Origin of the sequence: Pseudomonas sp. K8 (assembly GCF_014889455.1) — a bacterium.
Taxonomy (GTDB): Bacteria; Pseudomonadota; Gammaproteobacteria; order Pseudomonadales; family Pseudomonadaceae; genus Aquipseudomonas; species Aquipseudomonas veronii.
Map to the genome: position 1 here is coordinate 13,485 of NZ_VJWO01000037.1, position 21,259 is coordinate 34,743.

21 protein-coding genes are annotated in these 21,259 nt (G+C 61.9%); 15 read left to right on the forward strand and 6 right to left on the reverse strand.

Translation table 11 applies throughout. The features are described 5' to 3' along the window. Positions 1–16: 16 nt before the first annotated feature. Genes INT12_RS21880 through INT12_RS21895 form a run of 4 tightly spaced genes read left to right on the forward strand, consistent with a single transcriptional unit; the run spans position 17 to position 3,529 of the window. Positions 17–937, forward strand: coding sequence for a metal ABC transporter substrate-binding protein (locus tag INT12_RS21880; protein ID WP_193040659.1), 921 nt, complete (start codon positions 17–19; stop codon positions 935–937). Then, positions 934–1,680, forward strand: coding sequence for a metal ABC transporter ATP-binding protein (locus INT12_RS21885; RefSeq protein WP_017846898.1), 747 nt, complete (start codon positions 934–936; stop codon positions 1,678–1,680). The genes INT12_RS21880 and INT12_RS21885 overlap by 4 nt, the downstream gene beginning before the upstream one ends. After that, entirely contained in the window at positions 1,677–2,576 is a 900-nt protein-coding gene (locus INT12_RS21890) for a metal ABC transporter permease (RefSeq protein WP_017846897.1), read from the forward strand. Before INT12_RS21885 ends, INT12_RS21890 begins: the two co-directional genes overlap by 4 nt. Further along, the gene (locus INT12_RS21895) at positions 2,576–3,529 is read left to right on the forward strand and encodes a metal ABC transporter solute-binding protein, Zn/Mn family (protein ID WP_193040658.1); all 954 of its coding nucleotides are present in this window, start codon (positions 2,576–2,578) and stop codon (positions 3,527–3,529) included. Before INT12_RS21890 ends, INT12_RS21895 begins: the two co-directional genes overlap by 1 nt. On the opposite strand, the gene INT12_RS21900 is transcribed toward INT12_RS21895, so the two are convergent. Beyond that, positions 3,510–4,235, reverse strand: a complete 726-nt coding sequence (locus tag INT12_RS21900) for a UTRA domain-containing protein (RefSeq protein WP_017846895.1) — start codon at positions 4,233–4,235, stop codon at positions 3,510–3,512. The genes INT12_RS21895 and INT12_RS21900 overlap by 20 nt on opposite strands. 351 nt (positions 4,236–4,586) lie before the next feature. Between INT12_RS21900 and INT12_RS21905 the strand changes: the two genes are divergently transcribed. The 6 genes from INT12_RS21905 to INT12_RS21930 all read left to right on the forward strand — a co-directional run bounded on the left by INT12_RS21905 (position 4,587) and on the right by INT12_RS21930 (position 9,874). Further along, a complete protein-coding gene (locus INT12_RS21905; RefSeq protein WP_017846894.1) occupies positions 4,587–5,654 on the forward strand; it encodes an ABC transporter substrate-binding protein in 1,068 nt (355 codons plus the stop codon). A gap of 113 nt (positions 5,655–5,767) precedes the next feature. Then, on the forward strand, positions 5,768–6,574 hold the full coding sequence (locus tag INT12_RS21910) for an alkaline phosphatase family protein (RefSeq protein ID WP_017846893.1): 807 nt from the start codon (positions 5,768–5,770) through the stop codon (positions 6,572–6,574). Between the two features lie 5 nt (positions 6,575–6,579). Continuing rightward, entirely contained in the window at positions 6,580–7,416 is an 837-nt protein-coding gene (locus INT12_RS21915; protein ID WP_164887057.1) for an ABC transporter permease, read from the forward strand. Next, complete coding sequence (locus INT12_RS21920; RefSeq protein WP_017846891.1) at positions 7,403–8,203, forward strand: ABC transporter permease; 801 nt, start codon at positions 7,403–7,405, stop codon at positions 8,201–8,203. The genes INT12_RS21915 and INT12_RS21920 overlap by 14 nt, the downstream gene beginning before the upstream one ends. Then, the gene (locus INT12_RS21925) at positions 8,200–9,189 is read left to right on the forward strand and encodes an ABC transporter ATP-binding protein (protein WP_057005837.1); all 990 of its coding nucleotides are present in this window, start codon (positions 8,200–8,202) and stop codon (positions 9,187–9,189) included. Before INT12_RS21920 ends, INT12_RS21925 begins: the two co-directional genes overlap by 4 nt. 31 nt (positions 9,190–9,220) lie before the next feature. Next, complete coding sequence (locus tag INT12_RS21930) at positions 9,221–9,874, forward strand: HAD family hydrolase (protein WP_017846889.1); 654 nt, start codon at positions 9,221–9,223, stop codon at positions 9,872–9,874. Between the two features lie 128 nt (positions 9,875–10,002). Here the strand turns inward: INT12_RS21930 and INT12_RS21935 are convergent, their stop codons facing one another. Next, positions 10,003–10,965: a zinc-binding dehydrogenase gene (locus INT12_RS21935; protein WP_026140008.1), complete on the reverse strand. Its 963-nt coding sequence runs from the start codon at positions 10,963–10,965 to the stop codon at positions 10,003–10,005. 138 nt (positions 10,966–11,103) lie between these two features. Here INT12_RS21935 and INT12_RS21940 point away from each other — a divergent pair, with 138 nt between their 5' ends. Beyond that, complete coding sequence (locus INT12_RS21940) at positions 11,104–13,185, forward strand: carboxy terminal-processing peptidase (RefSeq protein WP_169886158.1); 2,082 nt, start codon at positions 11,104–11,106, stop codon at positions 13,183–13,185. Positions 13,186–13,309: 124 nt separating this feature from the next. Beyond that, entirely contained in the window at positions 13,310–15,079 is a 1,770-nt protein-coding gene (locus tag INT12_RS21945) for a bifunctional diguanylate cyclase/phosphodiesterase (RefSeq protein WP_193059013.1), read from the forward strand. Here the strand turns inward: INT12_RS21945 and INT12_RS21950 are convergent. From INT12_RS21950 to INT12_RS21965, 4 genes are all read right to left on the reverse strand, one after another. Then, entirely contained in the window at positions 15,076–15,447 is a 372-nt protein-coding gene (locus INT12_RS21950; RefSeq protein ID WP_017846885.1) for a hypothetical protein, read from the reverse strand. The genes INT12_RS21945 and INT12_RS21950 overlap by 4 nt on opposite strands. After that, positions 15,444–15,782: a helix-turn-helix domain-containing protein gene (locus INT12_RS21955; protein WP_017846884.1), complete on the reverse strand. Its 339-nt coding sequence runs from the start codon at positions 15,780–15,782 to the stop codon at positions 15,444–15,446. The genes INT12_RS21950 and INT12_RS21955 overlap by 4 nt, the downstream gene beginning before the upstream one ends. A gap of 106 nt (positions 15,783–15,888) precedes the next feature. Then, on the reverse strand, positions 15,889–16,347 hold the full coding sequence (locus INT12_RS21960; RefSeq protein ID WP_017846883.1) for a YkvA family protein: 459 nt from the start codon (positions 16,345–16,347) through the stop codon (positions 15,889–15,891). A 315-nt stretch (positions 16,348–16,662) separates the two neighbouring features. Further along, positions 16,663–17,394 carry an FKBP-type peptidyl-prolyl cis-trans isomerase gene (locus tag INT12_RS21965; RefSeq protein ID WP_017846882.1) on the reverse strand — a complete coding sequence of 244 codons (732 nt, stop codon included), beginning with the start codon at positions 17,392–17,394 and terminating at the stop codon, positions 16,663–16,665. Between the two features lie 247 nt (positions 17,395–17,641). Between INT12_RS21965 and INT12_RS21970 the strand changes: the two genes are divergently transcribed. The 3 genes from INT12_RS21970 (at position 17,642) to kdpF (ending at position 21,235) form a co-directional block, all read left to right on the forward strand. After that, the gene (locus INT12_RS21970) at positions 17,642–19,453 is read left to right on the forward strand and encodes a di-heme-cytochrome C peroxidase (protein ID WP_046491068.1); all 1,812 of its coding nucleotides are present in this window, start codon (positions 17,642–17,644) and stop codon (positions 19,451–19,453) included. Positions 19,454–19,482: 29 nt separating this feature from the next. Beyond that, the gene (locus INT12_RS21975) at positions 19,483–20,613 is read left to right on the forward strand and encodes a catalase family protein (RefSeq protein WP_371920074.1); all 1,131 of its coding nucleotides are present in this window, start codon (positions 19,483–19,485) and stop codon (positions 20,611–20,613) included. Positions 20,614–21,136: 523 nt separating this feature from the next. Then, on the forward strand, positions 21,137–21,235 hold the full coding sequence (gene kdpF, locus INT12_RS21980; protein WP_074851717.1) for a K(+)-transporting ATPase subunit F: 99 nt from the start codon (positions 21,137–21,139) through the stop codon (positions 21,233–21,235). Positions 21,236–21,259 lie beyond the last annotated feature (24 nt).

The following is a 21,259-nucleotide window of genomic DNA, read 5'->3' on the forward strand; positions in this document are numbered from 1 at the left end:
AGAAGACCGAGTGCCCATGTCTATTTCATCGCCCCTTGTACGCCTGCTGCTGCTCAGCCTGATCAGCCTGCTGCTCGCTCCGCTGGCCAACGCCGAGGCAGCCAAGCGCCTGCGGATCGGCATCACCCTGCATCCTTACTACAGCTACGTCGCCAACATCGTCGGCGACAAGGCCGAGGTGGTGCCGCTGATTCCGGCCGGTTTCAACCCACATGCCTACGAACCGCGCGCCGACGACATCAAGCGCATCGGCACCCTGGATGTGATCGTGCTCAACGGGGTCGGCCACGACGATTTCGCCGACCGCATGATCGCCACCAGCGAGCGGCCGGACATCCCGGTGATCGAAGCCAACGCCAACGTGCCGCTGCTGGCCGCCACCGGCAACGCCGCGCGCGGCGCCGGCAAGGTGGTCAACCCGCACACCTTCCTGTCGATCAGTGCCTCGATTGCCCAGGTCAACAACATCGCCCGCGAACTGGGCAAGCTCGACCCGGACAACGCCAAAACCTACACCCAGAACGCCCGCGCCTACGGCAAGCGCCTGCGGCAGATGCGCGCCGAGGCCCTGGCCAAGCTGACCCGCGCGCCCAACCCGGACTTGCGCGTGGCCACAGTCCACGCAGCCTACGACTACCTGCTGCGCGAGTTCGGCCTGGAAGTCACCGCCGTGGTCGAGCCGGCCCACGGCATCGAACCCAGCCCGAGCCAGTTGAAGAAAACCATCGATGAATTGCGCGCCCTGGATGTGAAAGTGATCTTCTCGGAGATGGATTTCCCGTCCACCTACGTCGAGACCATCCAGCGTGAATCCGGGGTCCGGCTGTACCCGCTGTCGCATATCTCCTACGGCAAATACAGCGCTGAAAAGTACGAAGTGGAAATGACCGGCAACCTCAACACCGTGGTGCGGGCGATTCAGGAGTCGGGGGCATGACGGCGGCGCAACGCTTGAGCATGGTCAGCGTCGGCCCGACGATCGACTTCGACAAGGTGTCGCTGACCCTGGGCCGCACCGTGATCCTCGATGGCGTGAGCTTCCAGGTGCAGCCGGGCAGCATCCATGCACTGGTGGGCCCGAACGGCGGTGGGAAAAGCTCGCTGATCAAGACGCTGCTGGGGCAAACGCCGCACCAGGGGCAACTGCGCCTGACGTGGCCGGACACGCCCGGCACCATTGGTTATGTGCCCCAGGCGCTGGAGTTCGACCGCGGCCTGCCGATGACCGTGGATGACTTCATGGCGGCGATGTGTCAGCGGCGCCCGGCATTTCTCGGGCTGTCCAGGCATTACGCCGGCGCCATCGGCGAGGCCCTGGAACGGGTCGGCCTGCAGGACAAACGCAAACGGCGCATGGGCGCGTTGTCGGGGGGTGAACGTCAGCGCGTGCTGCTCGCCCAGGGGCTGATCCCGGCCCCGCAATTGCTGGTGTTGGATGAGCCGATGTCGGCCCTCGATGAAGCCGGTATCCAGGTGTTCGAACGTCTGCTCAATGACTGGCGCCGCGCCGGGATCACCGTGCTGTGGATCGAGCACGACCTGGACGCCGTGGGCCGCCTCGCCGACCGCGTCACCGGCCTGAACCGCCGCGTGCTGTTCGACGCCACGCCCAAAGCGGCACTGACCCCGGATCGCCTGCTGACCCTGTTCTCCACCCATCCTCGGAGCCTGGCGCCATGAGTTATGAAGCGTTTCGCCTGATGGTCCAGGGCTGGGCCTCTTCCGGTTACCTACCGGAGGCGCTGGCCTATGGTTTTGTGGTCAACGCCCTGCTCGCCGGCCTGCTGATCGGCCCGGTGCTGGGCGGCCTGGGGACGTTGGTGGTGGTCAAGCGCTTTGCGTTTTTCTCCGAAGCGGTCGGCCATGCCGCGCTGACCGGCGTGGCCGTGGGCATTCTGCTCGGCGAACCCTACACCGGGCCCTATGGCGCGCTGTTCGGCTACTGCCTGCTGTTCGGCATCCTGCTCAATTACCTGCGCAACCGCACCGGCCTGGCGCCGGATACCTTGATCGGCGTATTCCTCTCGGTGTCCCTGGCGTTGGGCGCAAGCCTGCTGTTGATACTGGCGGGCAAGATCAACGTTCACATCCTGGAAAACGTGCTGTTCGGTTCGGTGTTGACGGTCAATGGCAACGACCTGCTGGTGCTGGCGATTGTCGGTTCGCTGGTGATGGCCCTCGCCCTGCCGCTGTACAACCGCATCATGCTCGCCAGCTTCAACCCGCAATTGGCGGCGGTACGCGGGGTGGCGGTGAAGACCCTGGATTACCTGTTCGTGATCCTGGTGACGTTGATCACCGTCGCAGCGGTCAAGGTCATCGGGGCGATCCTGGTGGGCGCGCTGCTGGTGATTCCGGCGGCGGCGGCACGCCTGCTGAGCCAGTCGCTCAAAGGCTTCTTCTGGGTCTCCGTGGCGATTGCCACCGTCAGCACGTTGTGCGGCATCCTGCTGCCGATCATCTTCGACCTGCCCATCCCCTCCGGCGCCGCGATCATCCTGGTCGCCGGTATTGCCTTCGCCCTCGCCGCCATCGCGCGCGGCACCGTGCCCAGCCTCAAAGGGAATCTTGGATAATGCACCCTGTCTTTCGCTCACTGGCCTTGGCCATCGCTTGCCTGAGCAGCGCGTCGGCGCTGGCCGTCGACGGTTTTGATCCGAAGAGTTTCAAAGTCAACCAAGGCCTGGGCCACGCCGCGCTGACCAAAGCGAAAAAACCTGTGAAGGTCCTCGCCTCGTTGCCCATTACCTATGGCCTGGCGGAGCTGCTGCTTAAAGGCAGCGACGTACAGCTCGAACGCGCCGCGCCGGCCAACCTGCCCGGTTCGCGGCAGGTGTCCTACTTCACCGGCCGTGGCGCGCCGGCCTTGAGCACGTTGGCGATGGATGCCGATGCCGTCATCGGCTTGCGTTCGCTGTGGGCCGATGACCCGCTGTACCCGGTGGCGCGACGCAGCAATATCCGCATCGTCGAAGTGGACGCCGCGCGCCCGGTGGACGGTGGCCTGCCGGGGATCGCCGTGCAACCGGGCGTCAGCGATGGCTTGAACAGCCAGCCGTGGCAATCGAGCAACAATATGGGGCGCATGGCCGATGTGATGGCCGCCGACCTGAGCCGCCTGGCACCGGGCGCGAAGGCGCAAATCGACGCCAACCTGGCCACCCTCAAGCTGCGCCTGCTCAAGCTCACCGCCGACAGCGAAGCACGGCTGGCCCAGGCGGATAACCTGAGCGTGGTCAGCCTGAGCGATCACTTTGCGTATCTGCTCGGCAGCTTGAACCTGGAAGTGCTCGACACCGACGCACGCCCAGATGCCGACTGGACGCCCGAGGCCTTACAGCAACTGAGCAGCCGCCTGAAGGACAACGAGGTGGCCGTGGTGCTGCACCATCGCCCGCCAAGCGCGGCGGTGCAAACCGCGGTGAAGGCCGGGGGCGCGCAACTGCTGGTCTTGAACGTCGACGGCGCCGACCCGGTGACGGCGTTGGAAAGCAATGTGGATCAACTGATCAAGACGCTGAGCCCATGACATCCACGCCCACGTGGATGGCATCATGCCGCCAGAACTCCAGGTCGCAGTCGATCAAACGCTGATGCTGGTCATAGTTGACCCGGGCGATACGCAAGCCCGGGCTGCCCACCGACACGCGCAACGCGGCGGCGGCTTCCACCGGCAGTGAGGTCGGCACAATCTCGAAGCGTACCCGCCCGTAGTGCAAATCGTACTTGCGCGCGTACAGCTCGGTCATCGACTGGTTCAGGTCGCAGGCCAGAATCCCGGGGAAATACTGCGGGTTCAGGTAGTGCTCCACATACAACACCAGGCGCTCATCGATCCTGCGCCGGCGGCAGATCTGGATCACGCTGGACAGCGCCGGCAATTGCAACCACGCACACACCGCCGCCGATGCCGGTTGCAGCCGCGCGCTGATCACCTCGGTCGACGCCACGCGGCCCTGATCGTTGACCATTGCGTGAAAGTGGCTGCGCTGCATCAGGTTGTAGGCCAGGCGCGGCGGCGAGACAAACCAGCCACGGCGCTCCTCGCGATAGATCTGGCCTTGGGCCTCCAGTTGTAACAAGGCTTCCCGCACCGTAATCCGGGTGGTACCAAACAACTCGCTGAGCTTGCGCTCGGCGGGCAGTTTGCTGGCGGGCGGCAAAAGGCCATGGTCGATCTGCTCTTGCAGCGCCAGGCCGATGGATGTCACCGCCTTGATTGCCTCATCACGCATCAACGTTACCTATCTGGACTAGACCAGCACCGTTCAGGTGCATAAACCGCTCATTAAATGGGCCTGTATTACTGCATGCCAGCCTAGGCATTGCAGATGACCGACAGATGACAACCCCGGTCGAGCCTCGTGATAAACCTTGCAATCCGTCGGCCAAGTCCAAGGCCTGCGGGCGCTTGGGCATGGTCTACGCTAAACCTGCGCCGAGCGACATCGGTGCTTCAAAAACGACATCGACATGAAACTGTCATCCATCCCGCCTAGATTGGCTCAGGTATTGCTGACCTAGACCAACACCACCGCTAACGTTCATATAAAACGCCGCGTTGAAAACGCCCAAAGGAGCTTCGGATGAAACAGCTTTTCCTGGCATCACTGTTAGGCTCGACCATTGCCATGAGCACCGCCGCCATGGCCGCTGATACCGATCTAAAAACGCTCGAAGCCGCCGCGAAAGCGGAAGGCGCCGTCAACAGCGTCGGCATGCCCGATGACTGGGCCAACTGGAAAGGCACCTGGGATGACCTGGCCAAGACCTACGGCCTCAAGCACATCGACACCGACATGAGCTCGGCCCAGGAAATCGCCAAGTTCGCCGCCGAGAAAGACAACGCCAGTGCCGATATCGGCGACGTCGGCGCGGCCTTCGGCCCGATCGCGGTGAAACAGGGCGTGGTCCAGCCTTACAAACCAAGCACCTGGGCCCAGGTCCCGGATTGGGCGAAAGATAAAGACGGCAACTGGGCGCTGGCCTACACCGGCACCATCGCCTTTATCGTCAACAAAAAGCTGCTGCACGGCTCGGACGTACCAACCAGCTGGGCTGACTTGAAGAGCGGCAAATACAAGGTCTCCATCGGTGACGTGAGCACCGCCGCCCAAGCCGCCAACGGTGTGCTGGCCGCCGCCATCGCCAACAAGGGCGACGAGAAAAACCTGCAGCCGGCCCTGCTGATGTTCGCCGACATCGCCAAGCAAGGTCGCCTGTCCCTCGCCAACCCGACCATCGCCACCATGGAAAAAGGCGAAGTGGAAGTCGGCGTGGTCTGGGATTTCAACGGCTTGAGCTACAGAGCCAAGATGGCCAACCCGGATGACTACGTGGTGCTGATCCCATCGGACGGTTCGGTGATTTCCGGCTACACCACCATCATCAATAAATACGCCAAGCACCCGAACGCCGCCAAACTGGCCCGCGAATACATCTTCAGCGACGCCGGCCAGATCAACCTGGCCAAGGGCAATGCGCGGCCGATTCGCGCCGAACACCTGACGTTGCCGAAGGAAGTGCAGGACAAGCTGCTGCCGAACGAGCAATACAAGCACGTCACCCCGATCAAGGATGCCGCCGCCTGGGAGAAGAGCTCCAAGGCACTGCCGCAGAAGTGGCAGGAAGAAGTCATCATCAATATGCAGTAATGCCTGAGCTGTAGATGCGGTCAGTGTGGGAGCAGGCTTGCCTGCTCCCACATTTGTTCCGATTCCAACCGCAAACCCGATCCAAACCCATCTGTTGCGGAGCGTCTCCCCCTATGAAGCACAACGTCATCCTTGTGGTGCTCGACGGCCTGAACTTCGAGGTTGCCCGTCATGCCATGGGGCATCTGCAAGCCTACGTCGGCGCAGGACGCGCAGCCCTCTACAAACTCGAATGTGAACTGCCGTCACTCTCCCGGCCGCTCTACGAATGCATCTTCACTGGCGTGCCGCCGATCGACAGCGGCATCACCCACAACCATGTGTCGCGCCTGTCCAACCAGCGCAGCCTGTTCCATTATGCCCGCGACGCCGGTCTCACCACCGCCGCGGCGGCTTATCACTGGGTCAGCGAGTTGTATAACCGCACGCCCTTTATCGCCGCCCGTGACCGGCATACCGACGACAAGACCCTGGCGATCCAGCACGGGCACTTCTACTGGCAGGACCACTACCCGGATTCGCACCTGTTCGCCGACGCCGAAAGCCTGCGCTGCAGACACGCGCCGAACCTGCTGGTCGTCCACCCGATGAACATCGACGACGCCGGCCACAAGCACGGCCTCGACAGCGCGCAATACCGCAACAGCGCACGCTCGGCCGACATCCTCCTGGCCGACTACCTGCAAGGCTGGCTCGACGCCGGCTATCAGGTGCTGGTGACCGCCGACCACGGCATGAACAACGACCGCTCCCACAACGGCCTGCTGCCGGAAGAACGCGAAGTGCCACTGTTCGTGCTCGGCTCGGCCTTCACCTTCGATCCCGACGCCACGCCCAGGCAAACCGAGCTGTGCGGCACCGTCTGCGCGTTGCTGGGCGTGCCCCACGACAAACCTGTCTGCCGGGAGCTGTTGAAGTGAGTGCCATGACCCGCAGCAAATGGCTGGCAATCCTGTGCCTGATGCCCTTCGCGCTGTTCTTCATCGTGTTTGAAATTGCCCCGCTGGCGTGGGTGATGATCAACAGCCTGCAATCGGAAGAGTTCGGCTGGGGCCTGGCCAACTTCAGCAAAATCTTCAGTTCAAAGTTCTACCTGCAGGCGATCCAGTACAGCCTGGAGATCAGCTTCTACTCCAGCGTGTTCGGCATCATCATTTCGGTGCTCGGCAGCTACTCGTTGCGCCGCGTGGACTCGCCGCTGCGCAACTTCGTCACCGCCTTCGCCAACATGACCAGCAACTTCGCCGGCGTGCCCCTGGCCTTTGCCTTCATCATCCTGCTCGGTTTCAACGGCAGCATCACCATCATGCTCAAGCAGGCCGGGATCATTCAGGACTTCAACCTGTACTCCAAGACCGGCCTGATCATTCTCTACACCTACTTCCAGATCCCGCTGGGCGTGCTGCTGCTCTACCCGGCCTTCGATGCGTTGCGCGAAGACTGGCGCGAGTCCGCCGCCCTGCTGGGTGCCAACGGCTGGCAGTTCTGGCGCCACATCGGCCTGCCGGTGCTGACCCCCGCGCTGCTCGGCACCTTCGTGATCCTGCTGGCCAACGCCCTCGGCGCCTACGCCACGGTCTACGCGCTGACCACCGGCAATTTCAACGTATTGCCGATCCGGATCGCGGCGATGGTGTCCGGCGACATATCCCTGGACCCGAACATGGCCAGCGCCCTGGCCGTGGTGCTGGTGGCGCTGATGACCGTGGTCACCGTGGTCCATCAACTGCTGCTCAAGAGGAGCTACCATGTCTCGCGCTGAAGCCGGCCCGGCCTCCCTCTACCACCGGGTGGTGGTGTATCTGTTGTTCGCGATCCTGGTGCTGCCGCTGATCGGCACCTTTGTCTACTCCATTGCCAGCAGTTGGTCGGCGACGATCTTGCCGGCCGGTTTTACCGTGAAGTGGTACGTGCAACTGTGGAGCGACCCGCGCTTTCTGATGGCTTTCGGCCAGTCCCTGCTGGTGTGCGTGGGCGCGTTGATTTTGTCGGTGGTGCTGATCCTGCCGCTGCTGTTCGTGGTGCATTACCACTTCCCCAGGCTCGACGCGTTGATGAACATCCTGATCCTGCTGCCGTTCGCGGTGCCGCCGGTGGTGTCGTCGGTGGGCCTGCTGCAACTCTATGGCTCCGGGCCGCTGGCGATGGTGGGGACGCCGTGGATTCTGATCGGCTGCTACTTCACCGTGGCGCTGCCATTCATGTACCGCGCGATCACCAACAACCTGCAAGCCATCAACCTGCGCGACCTGATGGACGCCGCGCAACTGCTCGGCGCCAGCACCTGGCAGGCAGCGATCCTGGTGGTGCTGCCCAACCTGCGCAAGGGCCTGATGGTGGCGTTGCTGCTGTCGTTTTCGTTCCTGTTCGGTGAGTTCGTGTTCGCCAATATCCTCGTCGGCACGCGCTACGAAACCCTGCAGGTGTACCTGAACAACATGCGCAACAGCAGCGGCCACTTCACCAGTGCCGTGGTCATTTCCTATTTCTTCTTTGTGCTGGTGCTGACCTGGGCCGCCAACATCTTGAACAAGGACAAAAGCCAATGAGCTTCGTCAGCGTCCAACACCTGCAAAAAGGCTACGCCGGCACCCCGGTGTTCAGTGACATCAACTGCGAGATCGCCAAGGGCGAATTCGTCACCCTGCTCGGCCCGTCCGGCTGCGGGAAGTCCACCTTGCTGCGCTGCATCGCCGGCCTGACCTCGGTCGACAGTGGCCAGATCCTCCTCGACGGCCACGACATCGTGCCCTTGAGCCCGCAGAAACGGCAGATCGGCATGGTGTTCCAGAGCTATGCGCTGTTCCCCAACATGACCGTGGAACAAAACGTCGCCTTCGGCCTGCGCATGCAAAAGGTCAACGCCGACGACAGCCACAAACGCGTGCAGGACGTGCTGCAACTGGTGGAGCTCAAGGAGCTGGCCGGGCGCTACCCGCACCAGATGTCCGGCGGCCAGTGCCAGCGCGTGGCCCTCGCCCGCTCCCTGGTGACCCGCCCGCGCCTGTTGCTGCTGGATGAACCGCTGTCGGCGCTGGATGCGCGCATCCGCAAGCACCTGCGCGAGCAGATCCGCCAGATCCAGCGCGAATTGGGCCTGACCACGATTTTCGTGACCCATGACCAGGAAGAAGCGCTGACCATGTCCGACCGGATCTTCCTGATGAACCAGGGCAAGATCGTGCAAAGCGGCGATGCCGAAACCCTCTACACCGCGCCGGTGGATGTGTTTGCCGCCGGGTTTATCGGCAACTACAACCTGCTCGACGCGGACAAGGCCAGCCAACTGCTGCAACGGCCGATCAGCGGGCGCATCGCGATTCGCCCGGAAGCCATCGAACTGAGCCGCAGCGGCGAACTCGACGCCCTGGTGCGCAGCCACAGCCTGCTGGGCAACGTGATTCGCTACCGTATCGAAGCGCGCGGCGTGGAATTGGTGGTGGACGTGCTCAACCGCTCGGCGGACGATCTGCACCCCGACGGCCAGCGCCTGGCACTTTCCATCGACCCGAGCGCACTGTGTGAAGTAGCCTGAGCAGCAGTGATTTTTTAAGAGAGTGTGACGGATGGCATTGGTAATTTTTGATTTGGACGACACCCTGATCCACGGCGACTGCGCCACCCTGTGGAGCGAGCAGATGGGCCGCCTGGCCTGGGTCGACCCCGAGTCGTTCATGCGCAAGAACAACGAACTGATGGACGCCTACAGCCAGGGCAAGCTGGCCATGGAAGAGTTCATGGACTTCAGCCTGGAGCCGATGATCGGCCGCACGCCGGAGGAGATCGAGCACCTGGTGGAGCCCTGGGTCGAGGACGTGATCGAACCGCTGATCTACAGCGACGCCACCCGCACCATCGCCCGCCACCGCGCGAACGGCGACCGGGTGCTGGTGATTTCCGCGTCGGGCACCCACCTGGTCACGCCGATTGCGGCGCGTATCGGCATCGACGAAGTGTTGGGGATCGAGCTGGATGTCAGCCACGGCGTGTACAGCGGCCGTACCGTCGGCGTCCTGACCTACCGCGAAGGCAAGATCACCCGTTTGCTCGAATGGCTGGAGCAGGAAGGGGAAACCCTGGAAGGCGCGTACTTCTATTCGGATTCGCGCAATGATCTGCCGCTGCTGCTGAAGGTGGATAACCCGCAGGTGGTGAACCCCGACCCGGTATTGCGCGAGCACGCCGAAAAAGCCGGCTGGCCGGTCCACCGCTGGGCCTGATTCGACCAAGATCCAAATGTGGGAGGGGGCTTGCCCCCGATGGCGGTGTGTCAGTGAAGAATATTTCATCTGATACACCGCCATCGGGGGCAAGCCCCCTCCCACATTGACCCCATTCCAATTCGGGATCAGGTCAGGCTGTCGTCGATCACCAACACCAACTTGCCGGAAATCTGGTTGGTCGCCAGCTCCGCAAACGCCGCCTCGGCATCGTTGATCGGGAAGGTCTTGGCCAGTTGCGGGCTCAAGCGGCCTTCGGCAAACAACGGCCAGACATGCTGGCTTAGGTCACTGAACAGGTCGGCCTTGAACTGATCGTCACGGCTGCGCAGGGTCGAGCCCAGCAGTTGCACTCGCTTGCCCAGCACCTGCGCCAGGTCCAGTTGCGCCTCGCGCCCGCCCATCAGGCCGATCAGCACCCAACGACCGTCCAGGGCCAGCAACTTGAGGTCCAGCGCCGCGTAGCTGGCGCCGACCGGGTCGAGGATGACGTCGAACGGCCCGAAATCCCGCAGCCCTTCAATACCGTCCGTGCGGACCACGCCGCCCTGGGCGCCGAGGGCTTCACAGTAGGCCAACCGATCCGCCGAGCCGACACTGACCCAGCACGGGCTGCCGAACGCCTTGCACAGCTGGATCGCCGCCGAACCCACGCCACTGGCGCCGGCATGCAGCAACACCTTCTCGCCGGGCTTGACGCCCGCCAGTTGGAACAGGTTCAACCACGCGGTGCTGTACACCTCGGGCAATGCCGCCGCTTCGATCAACGACAGGCCTTCCGGCACCGGCAGCACGTGACGGGCGTCCACCACCACTTCCTCGGCCATGCCGCCGCCGGCCAGCAGCGCGCAGACGCGGTCGCCGACCTGCCAGGACGAACCCGCGCCGACCTCGCTGATCACCCCGGAACACTCCAGGCCCAACACCTTGCTGACGCCCGGCGGCGGCGGATACAGCCCCGCACGCTGCAATAAATCGGCACGATTGAGGCCCGCAGCCGCCACCCGAATGCGAACCTGACCTACATCGCATGTAGGACTCGGCTCTTCCAACCACTCCACATGACCTTCAACGCCTTGCAATGCTTTCACAGTGCCTCCATAGTGAGTCTGGACTGAGCCCGTAGCTGTATCGCCGGGCTTTTTGCATTATGCGACCGGCCCAAATGGAACCGGCGACTTCAAAGACGGCCTAATATGCGTTATCAATTGCCCCCGCGTCGAATCAGCATGAAGCATTTGTTCCCCAGCACCGCCCTAGCTCTTTTCATTGGTCTCGGCTTGTCGTCGATGTCGACCAATACGTTCGCAGCCAACAGCTGGGACAATCTTCAGCCTGATCGCGATGAGGTGATTGCCAGCCTTAACGTCGTCGAGTTGCTCAAGCGTCATCACTACAGCAAGCCGCCGCTGGACGACGCTCGCTCGGTGATCATCTATGACAGCTACCTCAAGCTGCTGGACCCGTCGCGCAGCTACTTCCTGGCCAGCGACATCGCTGAGTTCGACAAGTGGAAGACCCAGTTCGACGACTTCCTCAAGAGTGGCGACCTGCAGCCCGGGTTCACCATCTACAAGCGTTACCTGGACCGCGTCAAAGCGCGTCTGGACTTCGCCCTGGGTGAATTGGACAAAGGCATCGACAAGTTCGACTTCACCGAGAAGGAAAGCCTTCTGGTGGATCGCAAGGACGCCCCTTGGCTGACCAGCACCGCCGCCCTGGATGACCTGTGGCGCAAACGCGTCAAGGACGAAGTGCTGCGCCTGAAGATCGCCGGCAAAGAGCCGAAGGCCATTCAAGAGCTGTTGACCAAGCGCTACAAGAATCAGCTGGCACGTCTGGACCAGACCCGTGCCGAAGATATCTTCCAGGCCTACATCAACACCTTCGCGATGTCCTACGATCCGCACACCAATTATCTGTCGCCGGATAACGCGGAAAATTTCGATATCAACATGAGTCTGTCGCTGGAAGGCATCGGTGCCGTCCTGCAAAGCGACAATGACCAGGTGAAAATCGTGCGTCTGGTACCGGCCGGTCCGGCAGACAAGACCAAGCAGGTCGCCCCTGCCGACAAGATCATCGGCGTGGCCCAGGCCGACAAAGAGATGGTCGATGTGGTCGGCTGGCGCCTGGACGAAGTGGTCAAGCTGATCCGTGGGCCGAAAGGCAGCGTGGTGCGCCTGGAAGTGATTCCGCACACCAATGCGCCGAACGACCAGACCAGCAAGATCGTGTCCATCACCCGTGAAGCGGTGAAACTCGAAGACCAGGCCGTGCAGAAGAAGGTCCTCAACCTCAAGCAGGATGGCAAGGACTACAAGCTGGGCGTGATTGAAATCCCGGCCTTCTACTTGGACTTCAAGGCCTTCCGTGCTGGCGATCCGGACTACAAGAGCACCACGCGCGACGTTAAGAAGATCCTGACCGAGCTGCAGAAAGAAAAAGTCGACGGCGTGGTCATCGACCTGCGCAACAACGGCGGCGGCTCCCTGCAGGAAGCCACCGAGCTGACCAGCCTGTTTATCGACAAGGGTCCCACCGTGTTGGTGCGCAACGCTGACGGCCGTGTCGACGTGCTCGAAGACGAGAACCCGGGCGCCTTCTACAAAGGCCCGATGGCGTTGCTGGTCAACCGCCTGTCGGCCTCGGCCTCGGAGATTTTCGCCGGCGCCATGCAGGACTATCACCGCGCCTTGATCATCGGCGGCCAGACCTTCGGCAAAGGCACCGTGCAGACCATCCAGCCGCTGAACCATGGCGAGCTGAAACTGACCCTGGCCAAGTTCTACCGGGTTTCCGGGCAGAGCACCCAGCATCAGGGCGTGCTGCCGGACATCGACTTCCCGTCGATCATCGACACCAAGGAAATCGGCGAGAGCGCCCTGCCCGAGGCCATGCCGTGGGACACCATCCGTCCTGCGATCAAGCCCGCGTCGGACCCGTTCAAGCCATTCCTGGCGCAGTTGAAGGCTGACCACGACACCCGCTCCGCCAAGGATGCCGAGTTCATGTTCATCCGCGACAAGCTGGCCCTGGCCAAGAAACTGATGGAAGAAAAATCCGTCAGCCTCAATGAAGTGGATCGTCGCAAGCAGCACGCCGACATCGAGAATCAGCAACTGGTGCTGGAGAACGTCCGCCGCAAGGCCAAGGGCGAAGCCCCACTCAAGGAACTGAAGAAAGAAGATGAAGACGCGCTGCCGACCGAGGCGGATAAAACCAAGCCGGAAGACGACGCCTACCTGGCCGAGACAGGCCGGATTCTGCTGGACTACCTGAAAGTGACCAAACAGGTGGCCAAGCAATAAATGATGGCTATTTAATGTGATCACGCTGCAGAGTGTCATCATATAGACATCATTCTGTCGTGAAATAAAGGACCGTCGGCTCACCGCCTGCGGTCCTTTTTTTTCGATCGAGATCGAGATCGCCATGACCATGACCGAACAGCTGAATGCATTGGGCTCTATCCTGGCTCAAGGCAGTTTACACAGCCTGTTCCAACCGATCATCTGCCTGTCCGAGCGGCGTATCCTCGGCTACGAAGCCCTCAGCCGTGGCCCGTCCAACAGCCCGCTGCACTCCCCGGTCGCCCTGTTTGCCGTGGCCGGCCATGCCGGGCGCCTCAGCGAACTGGAAATAGCCTGCCGCGAAAGCGCATGCCGACGCTTCAGCGAGCAGAAGTTGCCGGGCAAGCTGTTTCTCAATATCTCGCCGGAATCCCTGATGGAAACCGCGCACCAACCGGGCCGCACCCTGCAACTGCTGCGGGACTTCGGCATCCCCCCCAACCAAGTGGTGATCGAACTCACCGAGCAGTCGCCCACCGACGATTTCGACCTGCTGCAAACCGCCCTGCATCACTACCGCGACATGGGTTTCGCCATCGCGCTCGACGACTTGGGCGCGGGGTATTCCAGCCTGCGCTTGTGGTCGGAACTGCGTCCGGATTACGTGAAGATCGATCGGCACTTTATCGACGGCATCCACCAGGACGCGCTCAAGCGCGAATTTGTCGGCTCTATCCTGCAGATCGCCCGGGCGTCGCGCGCCCAGGTGATTGCCGAAGGCATCGAGCTGCCGGAAGAACTGGCGGTGCTGACCGAGATGGGGGTCGACCTGATCCAGGGTTATTTGCTCTGTCGTCCCCAAGAACACCCGCCGCAGGAAGCGCGCCTGATGCTACCCAAACCCGACAACTCCAACATTGCCCTCAGCGAAGAAGGCAGTGACCTCAGCGCCCTGCTCAACGAGCAGCCGGCAGTGAATCAGGACACCGCCACCGCCCAGGTGCTGGAGTCCTTCCGCCGCCAGGCCAACCTCAACTCTCTGGCGGTGCTGGATGGGCGCGACCGACCGGTCGGGATTGTGCATCGCCATTCGTTGTCCGACGCCCTGCTCAAACCCTTCGCCACCGACCTGTTCGCGCGCAAGCCGATCAGCCGCCTGATGAGCGATGATTTTCTCGCGGTGGAGTTGAGCCAGTCCCTGCAACAGGTCAGCCGGCTGCTGACCAGCCGCGCCCGCCAACGCATTGAGGAAGACTTCATCATCACGCTGAACGGCGACTACCTCGGCCTGGGCCGGGTGATCGATGTGCTCAAGCTGATCACCGAGCTGAAGATCCAGCAGGCGCGCTACGCCAACCCGTTGACCCTGCTACCGGGCAACGTGCCGATCCAGCAGTGCCTGACGCGACTGTTGCAGCAGCAACGCGAGTCGGTGATTTGCTACGTGGATATCGACAGCTTCAAGCCGTTCAATGACATCTATGGCTACGGGCGTGGCGATGAAGTACTGCTGTGCCTGGCGCAATGCCTGAATGACCGGGTCGACCCCAGCCGCGACTTTGTCGGGCATATCGGCGGCGATGACTTTTTGCTGGTGCTCGGGCCGCAGGATTGGCGCAAACGGCTCAATCAACTGCTGGACGATTTCCACACCCAATGCCGACGCTTCTATCGCGCCGAACATCTGGACGCCGGCTGCTTTGTGGCCTTGAACCGCCAGGGTGTGCGCCAGGAATATGCTCTGTTGTCGCTGTCCATCGGCGTGGTGCATTTGTATCCACAGGCCTGTGGACAACTCGATGCCAGCCAGTTGGCGGAACTGGCGTCCCAGGCCAAACACCATGCCAAGGACATCGCCGGTTACAGCATCCACGTGATCGACAGCCTGGACATGCTGCCCCTGCCGATTTAAGCCTCGGCGGATTCCGGGTACTCGTATTCGAACACGCGCACCACCTCCGAAGCGTGCCAGGACGCGGCGGCCACGCCATCGGAAGGCCCGCAAAAACGCCCCAGGCGCTCCACGCATTCAAAAAAACCGGTACGCGGCAGGCGGCTGGCACCCTGGCTGATCACCAGGGAACTACGCAACGGCTGCTCGGCCTTGGCGTCCAGCGCCGCCAGATGTTCCAGGGCGGCGGTGAGGGTCTGCATCGCCGGCGTGGGAAATTGCAGGCGCTCCAGCAGCGCACGGTAAGTCAGCAAGTGGCGCTGGCGGCGCGCCTGGTCCAGTTCGTGGAGTAACCCATCCCAGTGTTGACGGCTGATACGTAGGCTCAAGATTCATCCCTCCAACCTGCCACGCCCAATTCCCAGGCCAGACTGCGGCGGATCGCGGCATCCGGCTGGCGTTCACCACTTTCGATCAATCCGAGGTACGAGGGGCTGATCCCCACGGTACGGGCCAGGGCTTCAATAGCCAGGCCCTTGGCTTCGCGCAAGCCGCGCAGGTCTGCAAGCGGGTGCAGGTCCTGGGCTGGCGCGGCGTGGGCAGTAGAAGAAGGTGCTGATGCGGGTTGCTGCTGACCGGCGGCTTTTAGCAGCGCCTGGTACTGATCCCATGGCAACACCGCATATTCGGGTTCGCCATCCCGTGAAATTATCTGAATATCCATGACAGCCCCGTAGGATAACAACACTTACTAAGTAAGCACTTTCCTTAAGCGCTTTCCTAAGGAGTGTAATCCTAACAGCCACAAAGGTCGCAGGGGGATCGCCGTATCATGGGGTTTTTTGCCGGTTTTCCTGGGCCAGCAGCGCGGGCGTCGCAGGCAGGCGCTCAACCACGGCGAGCTTTTCCGGACGCTGCGCCTCACGCCAGGCGCGAAAGGCGCTCAGTTCGGCGCTCAGGCTCTTCATGACCCAGGCCAGCACGGCGATGTCGTCGAGCATGCCGAACATGGGAATAAAGTCCGGTATCGCATCGATCGGACTGAGGAAATACATCAGTCCTGCGACGACCGACACCAGCGCCTTCGGGCTGATCGCGCGGTACTCGCCCCGCCAGTAGGCCAGGCACAGGGCCTGGAGCAACTTGAGGTCATCCTTGAGCTTACCGAGGCGGTTGCCCTGGCTTGCGCCCTTGGCCGCCACGGCGAACAACAGCGTCGGCAAGCGCCCACGCCCCAGCAAGCGCGCGGCCATGGGCAGAAAACGGGCGAAATTGAAGGGTGGTTTCATTCGGCACTCCAGTTCCATGGGACAGAGAAGGTTATCCACACAAATTGTGGATAACCTTGTGAACAGAGCCGGTTTTCACCGCTGAGAGCCACGGTTTACAAGGCCTTCAGTCAGATCGGGCGTTTTTTGCGCACATCAAAAAAACCCAAGAATTCATTGACTTGGCGCTTGCGTCCGGCTACCTGCACTCGAGTCTTGATCAGACTGCCGCACGTTGCGGACGTTCGTTTGGGTTTGCACAGGCTTGAGTGTGCAAGCGTGCGGCAGAAACAACAACGCCCCGTCGAGACGGGGCGTTGGGTGTTCAGGCGCCGATTACTTCTTGGCGGCTGGTGCGTCAGGAGCTTCAGCCTTGGCCGGGTCCTTGATGCCCAGCAGTTCCAGGTCGAATACCAGCACGGAGTTGGCCGGAATCGCCGGGCTCGGGCTCTGGGCACCGTAAGCCAGGTCGGACGGGATGTACAACTCGACCTTCTCGCCGACGTGCATCAGTTGCAGGCCTTCGACCCAACCCGGAATCACGCCGCTGACCGGCAGGTCAATCGGGCTGCCGCGATCCACGGAGCTGTCAAAGGTGGTGCCATTGGTGAGCTTGCCGGTGTAGTGAACAGTCACTACGTCGGTCGGCTTAGGCTGAGGGCCGTCGGCTTTCTTGGTGATCTTGTACTGCAGGCCGGAAGCCGTGGTGACTACACCGTCTTTCTTGGCGTTGTCTTCGAGGAATTTCTTGCCGGCGGCTGCCGACTCTTCGCTCATTTTGGCCATGCGTTCTTCAGCACGCTTTTGCAGTGCGGCAAACGCTTCAACCAGTTCGTCGTCTTTCAGCTTCTGCTCTTTCTTGCCGACGGCATCTTCAATGCCCTGGGCTACCGCTTTGGAATCCAGGTCATCCATGCCTTCTTGGGCAAGGCTTTTGCCCATGTTCAGGCCGATACCGTAGGAAGCTTTCTGCGCCGGGGTTTTCAGCTCTACGCTGGTCTGCGAATCACAACCCGCAAGTACCAGGCTAACCAGGGCCACCGCCGCCGCCAACCGATGCTGTTTCATGCTATTTCCTTGTTCATGCGCCAAAAGGGCAATCGAATAAAGTCGCGAGCTTATCAGGCGGCCACGACCAATGGCTACCGGCATCTGAGCAGGAAACTTCTGATAAGTTCACGTGTTTAAACGCATTTTCATTCATGATGGGCGCCCGCGACGGATCGCGGGACTGCCTGTCAGCAGGACCATGGCCACTTGCCGCACCTGTGGCGTAGTGGCATAACAACGCAATCACTCGACAAGGATAGTTATCTTGCGCATTTTTTCCCGTGTTTTATTGCTGATTCTCGCCCTGCTGGGCCTGATCCTGGCGGTGGTGCTCTATTACACCGTCAACCCCAGGCTGCCGGACTACGTGCCCGTGGAACAGGTACGCTACCAGGACCAATGGAGTGCCGCCGACCGCCAGACCTATTACTTCACGCCCCAGGGCACCCAGGTAAAAGGCCTGCATTACGACTGGTTCACCGCGCTGGAACTGCCGTTTTCCGAACAGCGCTTCGCCGCCCCGGAGTACCTGGCACGCTTCGGCTTCCTGGTCGACCCCAAGCAAGTGCCCAGCACACAAAACCCCGGCAACCTGCCGGTCGGCTTCGCTCGACACAAGAATGCCGGCAACAATACCGAATACCTGGACATCACCTGCGCCGCCTGCCACACCGGCGAACTGCATTTCAACGGCCAGGCCCTGCGCATCGACGGCGGTTCGGCCCAGCACGTGCTGCCGTCCAGCGTGCCGACCTTGCGCGGCGGCAGTTTCGGCCAGGCCCTGGTGGCCAGCCTCGCCGCGACGTATTACAACCCCTGGAAATTCGAGCGCTTCGCCCGCAAGGTGCTCGGCCACGATTACGACACTCACAATGAACAACTGCTGCGCCAGGACTTCAAACAGTCGCTGAACCAGTTCCTCAAAGTCGCCTGGAACGACACCCATCGCGGCCTCTACCCCACCGAAGAAGGCCCGGGGCGCACCGATGCCTTCGGCCGCATCGCCAACGCCAGCTTCGGCGACGCGATTTCGCCGGACAATTACCGCGTTGCCAACGCGCCTGTGGACTACCCGCAGTTGTGGGATATCTGGACGTTCGACTGGGTGCAATGGAACGGTTCAGCGCAACAACCGATGGCGCGCAATATCGGCGAAGCCCTCGGCGTGGGAGCCACCCTGGGCTTCTTCGACAACGCCGGCCAACCGCTTCAGGGCGACGCGCGCTACCCGTCGAGCGTGCGGGTGCGCGACCTGAACCTGATCGAAGAAACCCTGCAGCGCCTCAAGCCGCCGACCTGGCCGGAAGACCTGTTCGGCGCCATCGACAAGCCCCTCGCCGCCCAGGGCCGCGCACTGTTCGCCGAAAACTGCGCCGGCTGCCATGTGCCGGCCGTCACCCAGCAAAATGGCCGCCCGGTACAGCAACTGAAGATGCTCCCGGTGGACGCCATCGGCACCGACCCTGGCGCCGCCAACAACATTGCCGACCAGCGCTATGACCTCAGCGCCTTGAAATGGGACCCGGCGGAGCTGGCCAAACTGAATGTCGAGTTGCACCCCACGCCCACCGAACCGCTGGACCTGAAAAAAATCTCCGTGGCCAAGGGACTGGCCTACGTCACCGCCTTCGTTGAAGACCACGCCTACCGCGCCGCTGGCGTTACCCCGGCCGAGCGCCCACGCCTGGACGGTTACGGCCTGCCCATCGGCGTGCGCGAATTGCGCGCCTACAAAGCGCGGCCACTGGCCGGTGTGTGGGCCACCCCGCCGTTCTTGCACAACGGCTCGGTGCCGACGATCTACCAGTTGCTCTCGCCCCAGGACGAGCGCGCCACCACCTTCTATAAAGGCACCTTCGACTACGACCCTCGCCACCTGGGCTTTCAGACCGACGCGTTCAAAAATGCCTTCCTGTTCGATACGCGCATCACCGGCAACCACAACAGCGGCCATGAATTCCGTGCCGGCCAGCGTGGCAACGGGGTCATCGGCCGCGGCCTGCTGCCCCAGGAACGCTGGGCGCTGCTCGAATACCTCAAAGTCCTCGGCGGCCCGCTGGAGCAACAACTGCCATGATTATCCACTCGCACAACCAGCAACCTTCCATGCTCGCGCGCCTGTGGCTGCGCCTCGGCGCCGTGCTCGGCAAAACCCTGGCATGGCTGCTGGCCCTTGGCCTGCTCGGCTGGCTGGCCGCCACCGCCTGGTACGCCTGGCAGTACAGCGGTCCGGTGTCGCCGGATGAGCAGATCCCGTCCGGTGAAGCGGCAATGACCCAAGGCATTATCCAGACGGCAGTGCGTATCGTTGACCAACACCGCGAAGGCACGCGCTACCTGCGCGACGCCCACGCCAAGGCCCACGGTTGCGTGAAGGCCGAAGTCAGTGTGCTGGCCGACCTCGACCCGGCGTTACGCCAAGGTGTGTTCGCCGAACCGGGCAAGACCTGGCACGCCATGATGCGGTTGTCCAACGGCAACGCCTACCCGCAATTCGACAGCATCCGCGATGCGCGCGGCATGGCCATCAAGCTGCTCGACGTGCCGGGCAAACAGCTGCTCGCCGACCAGCAAGCGCGGGCCGAGCAGGACTTCGTGATGTTCAGCCACCCGAACTTCTTTGTCAGCGACGTGGCCGAATACGCGCAGAACATCGGGGCCCAGGCGGACGGCAAGAAGGTCCTGGCATTTTTTCCCAAGCTCGACCCGCGCAGTTGGCAGGTGCGCCACCTGTTCATCGCCCTGGCGACCCTGGCCCCCGCGCCAGCCAGCCCGACCCAGACCACGTACTTTTCCGTCTCGCCCTACAAGTTCGGCGCGGCCAACGCCAAGTTCCGCGTCGCACCCGACCCGCAAAGCTGCCCGGATTACGTGCCGCCCAAACAGAACCAGGACCTGCCGAACTTCCTGCGCAGTGCGCTGAACCAGCAACTGTCCACCGACCGCGTACCGGCGTGTTTCGTGTTGCAGATCCAGCGGCAGAACCCGCAGAAGTTCATGCCGATCGAAGACACCAGCATCGAATGGAAGGAAAGCGATGCGCCCTATGAAACCGTGGCCAAGGTGACGATCCCCGCCCAGGATTTCGACACGCCGGCGCTGAACCTGGCGTGCGACAACCAGTCGTTCAACCCATGGTTCGGGCTGGAGGCGCATCGCCCCATCGGCGGGATCAACCGGTTGCGTAAAGCGGTGTACGAAGCCGTCAGCGACTATCGGCATAGCCGCAACTTGTAAGGTTGGGGGCTGTGTGGGAGGGGGCTTGCTGCCTCCCACATTTAGATCTCATTACAATAAGCAGATGTTGTGTTGTTCTACTTTTCGTAAAGAATGCGTATAGATTGCCAATTCGCCATAACGATTACGTCGCCTCTATTGAGTCACTAAGCGCGAACGTTCTACCGTCACTTCCTACCCCCAAACATCCGTAGGAAGTCATCGTGGAAAGTTCAACTTTAGGCATGGTCGTCCTCTCAATGATTGCACTCTTCGGCACCGCCGCGTTTTGCTTCGAGCACCTCGCCACGCGCAGCGAGAAGAAAAAGAAAGCCAAATAAACAGCGCGTCAACATCAGCAGGACCCCAGTTTTTCAAGGGATACCCGGGCGGCGGGCTATCCCTTTTTTTCGTTCGCCCCGCATAATTTCGTCTCTATACCGTCTTAATACCGCCGCCGCTAATCAGTGCCTGGGCTTGATACCCCAGCGATTAACCTCCCCGCGTCCGCCATTACGGCTTATTCATTCAGGGGAGTTACACCGTGCTCACACTCACGTTCATTTATATCGCCAGCGGCTTATGCGCCGTGGGGCTGTTCGCTTACTTGGGCTACGCACTTATTCGCGCAGAAAAATTCTAGGGAGTTCGCCATGTACGACCTGAT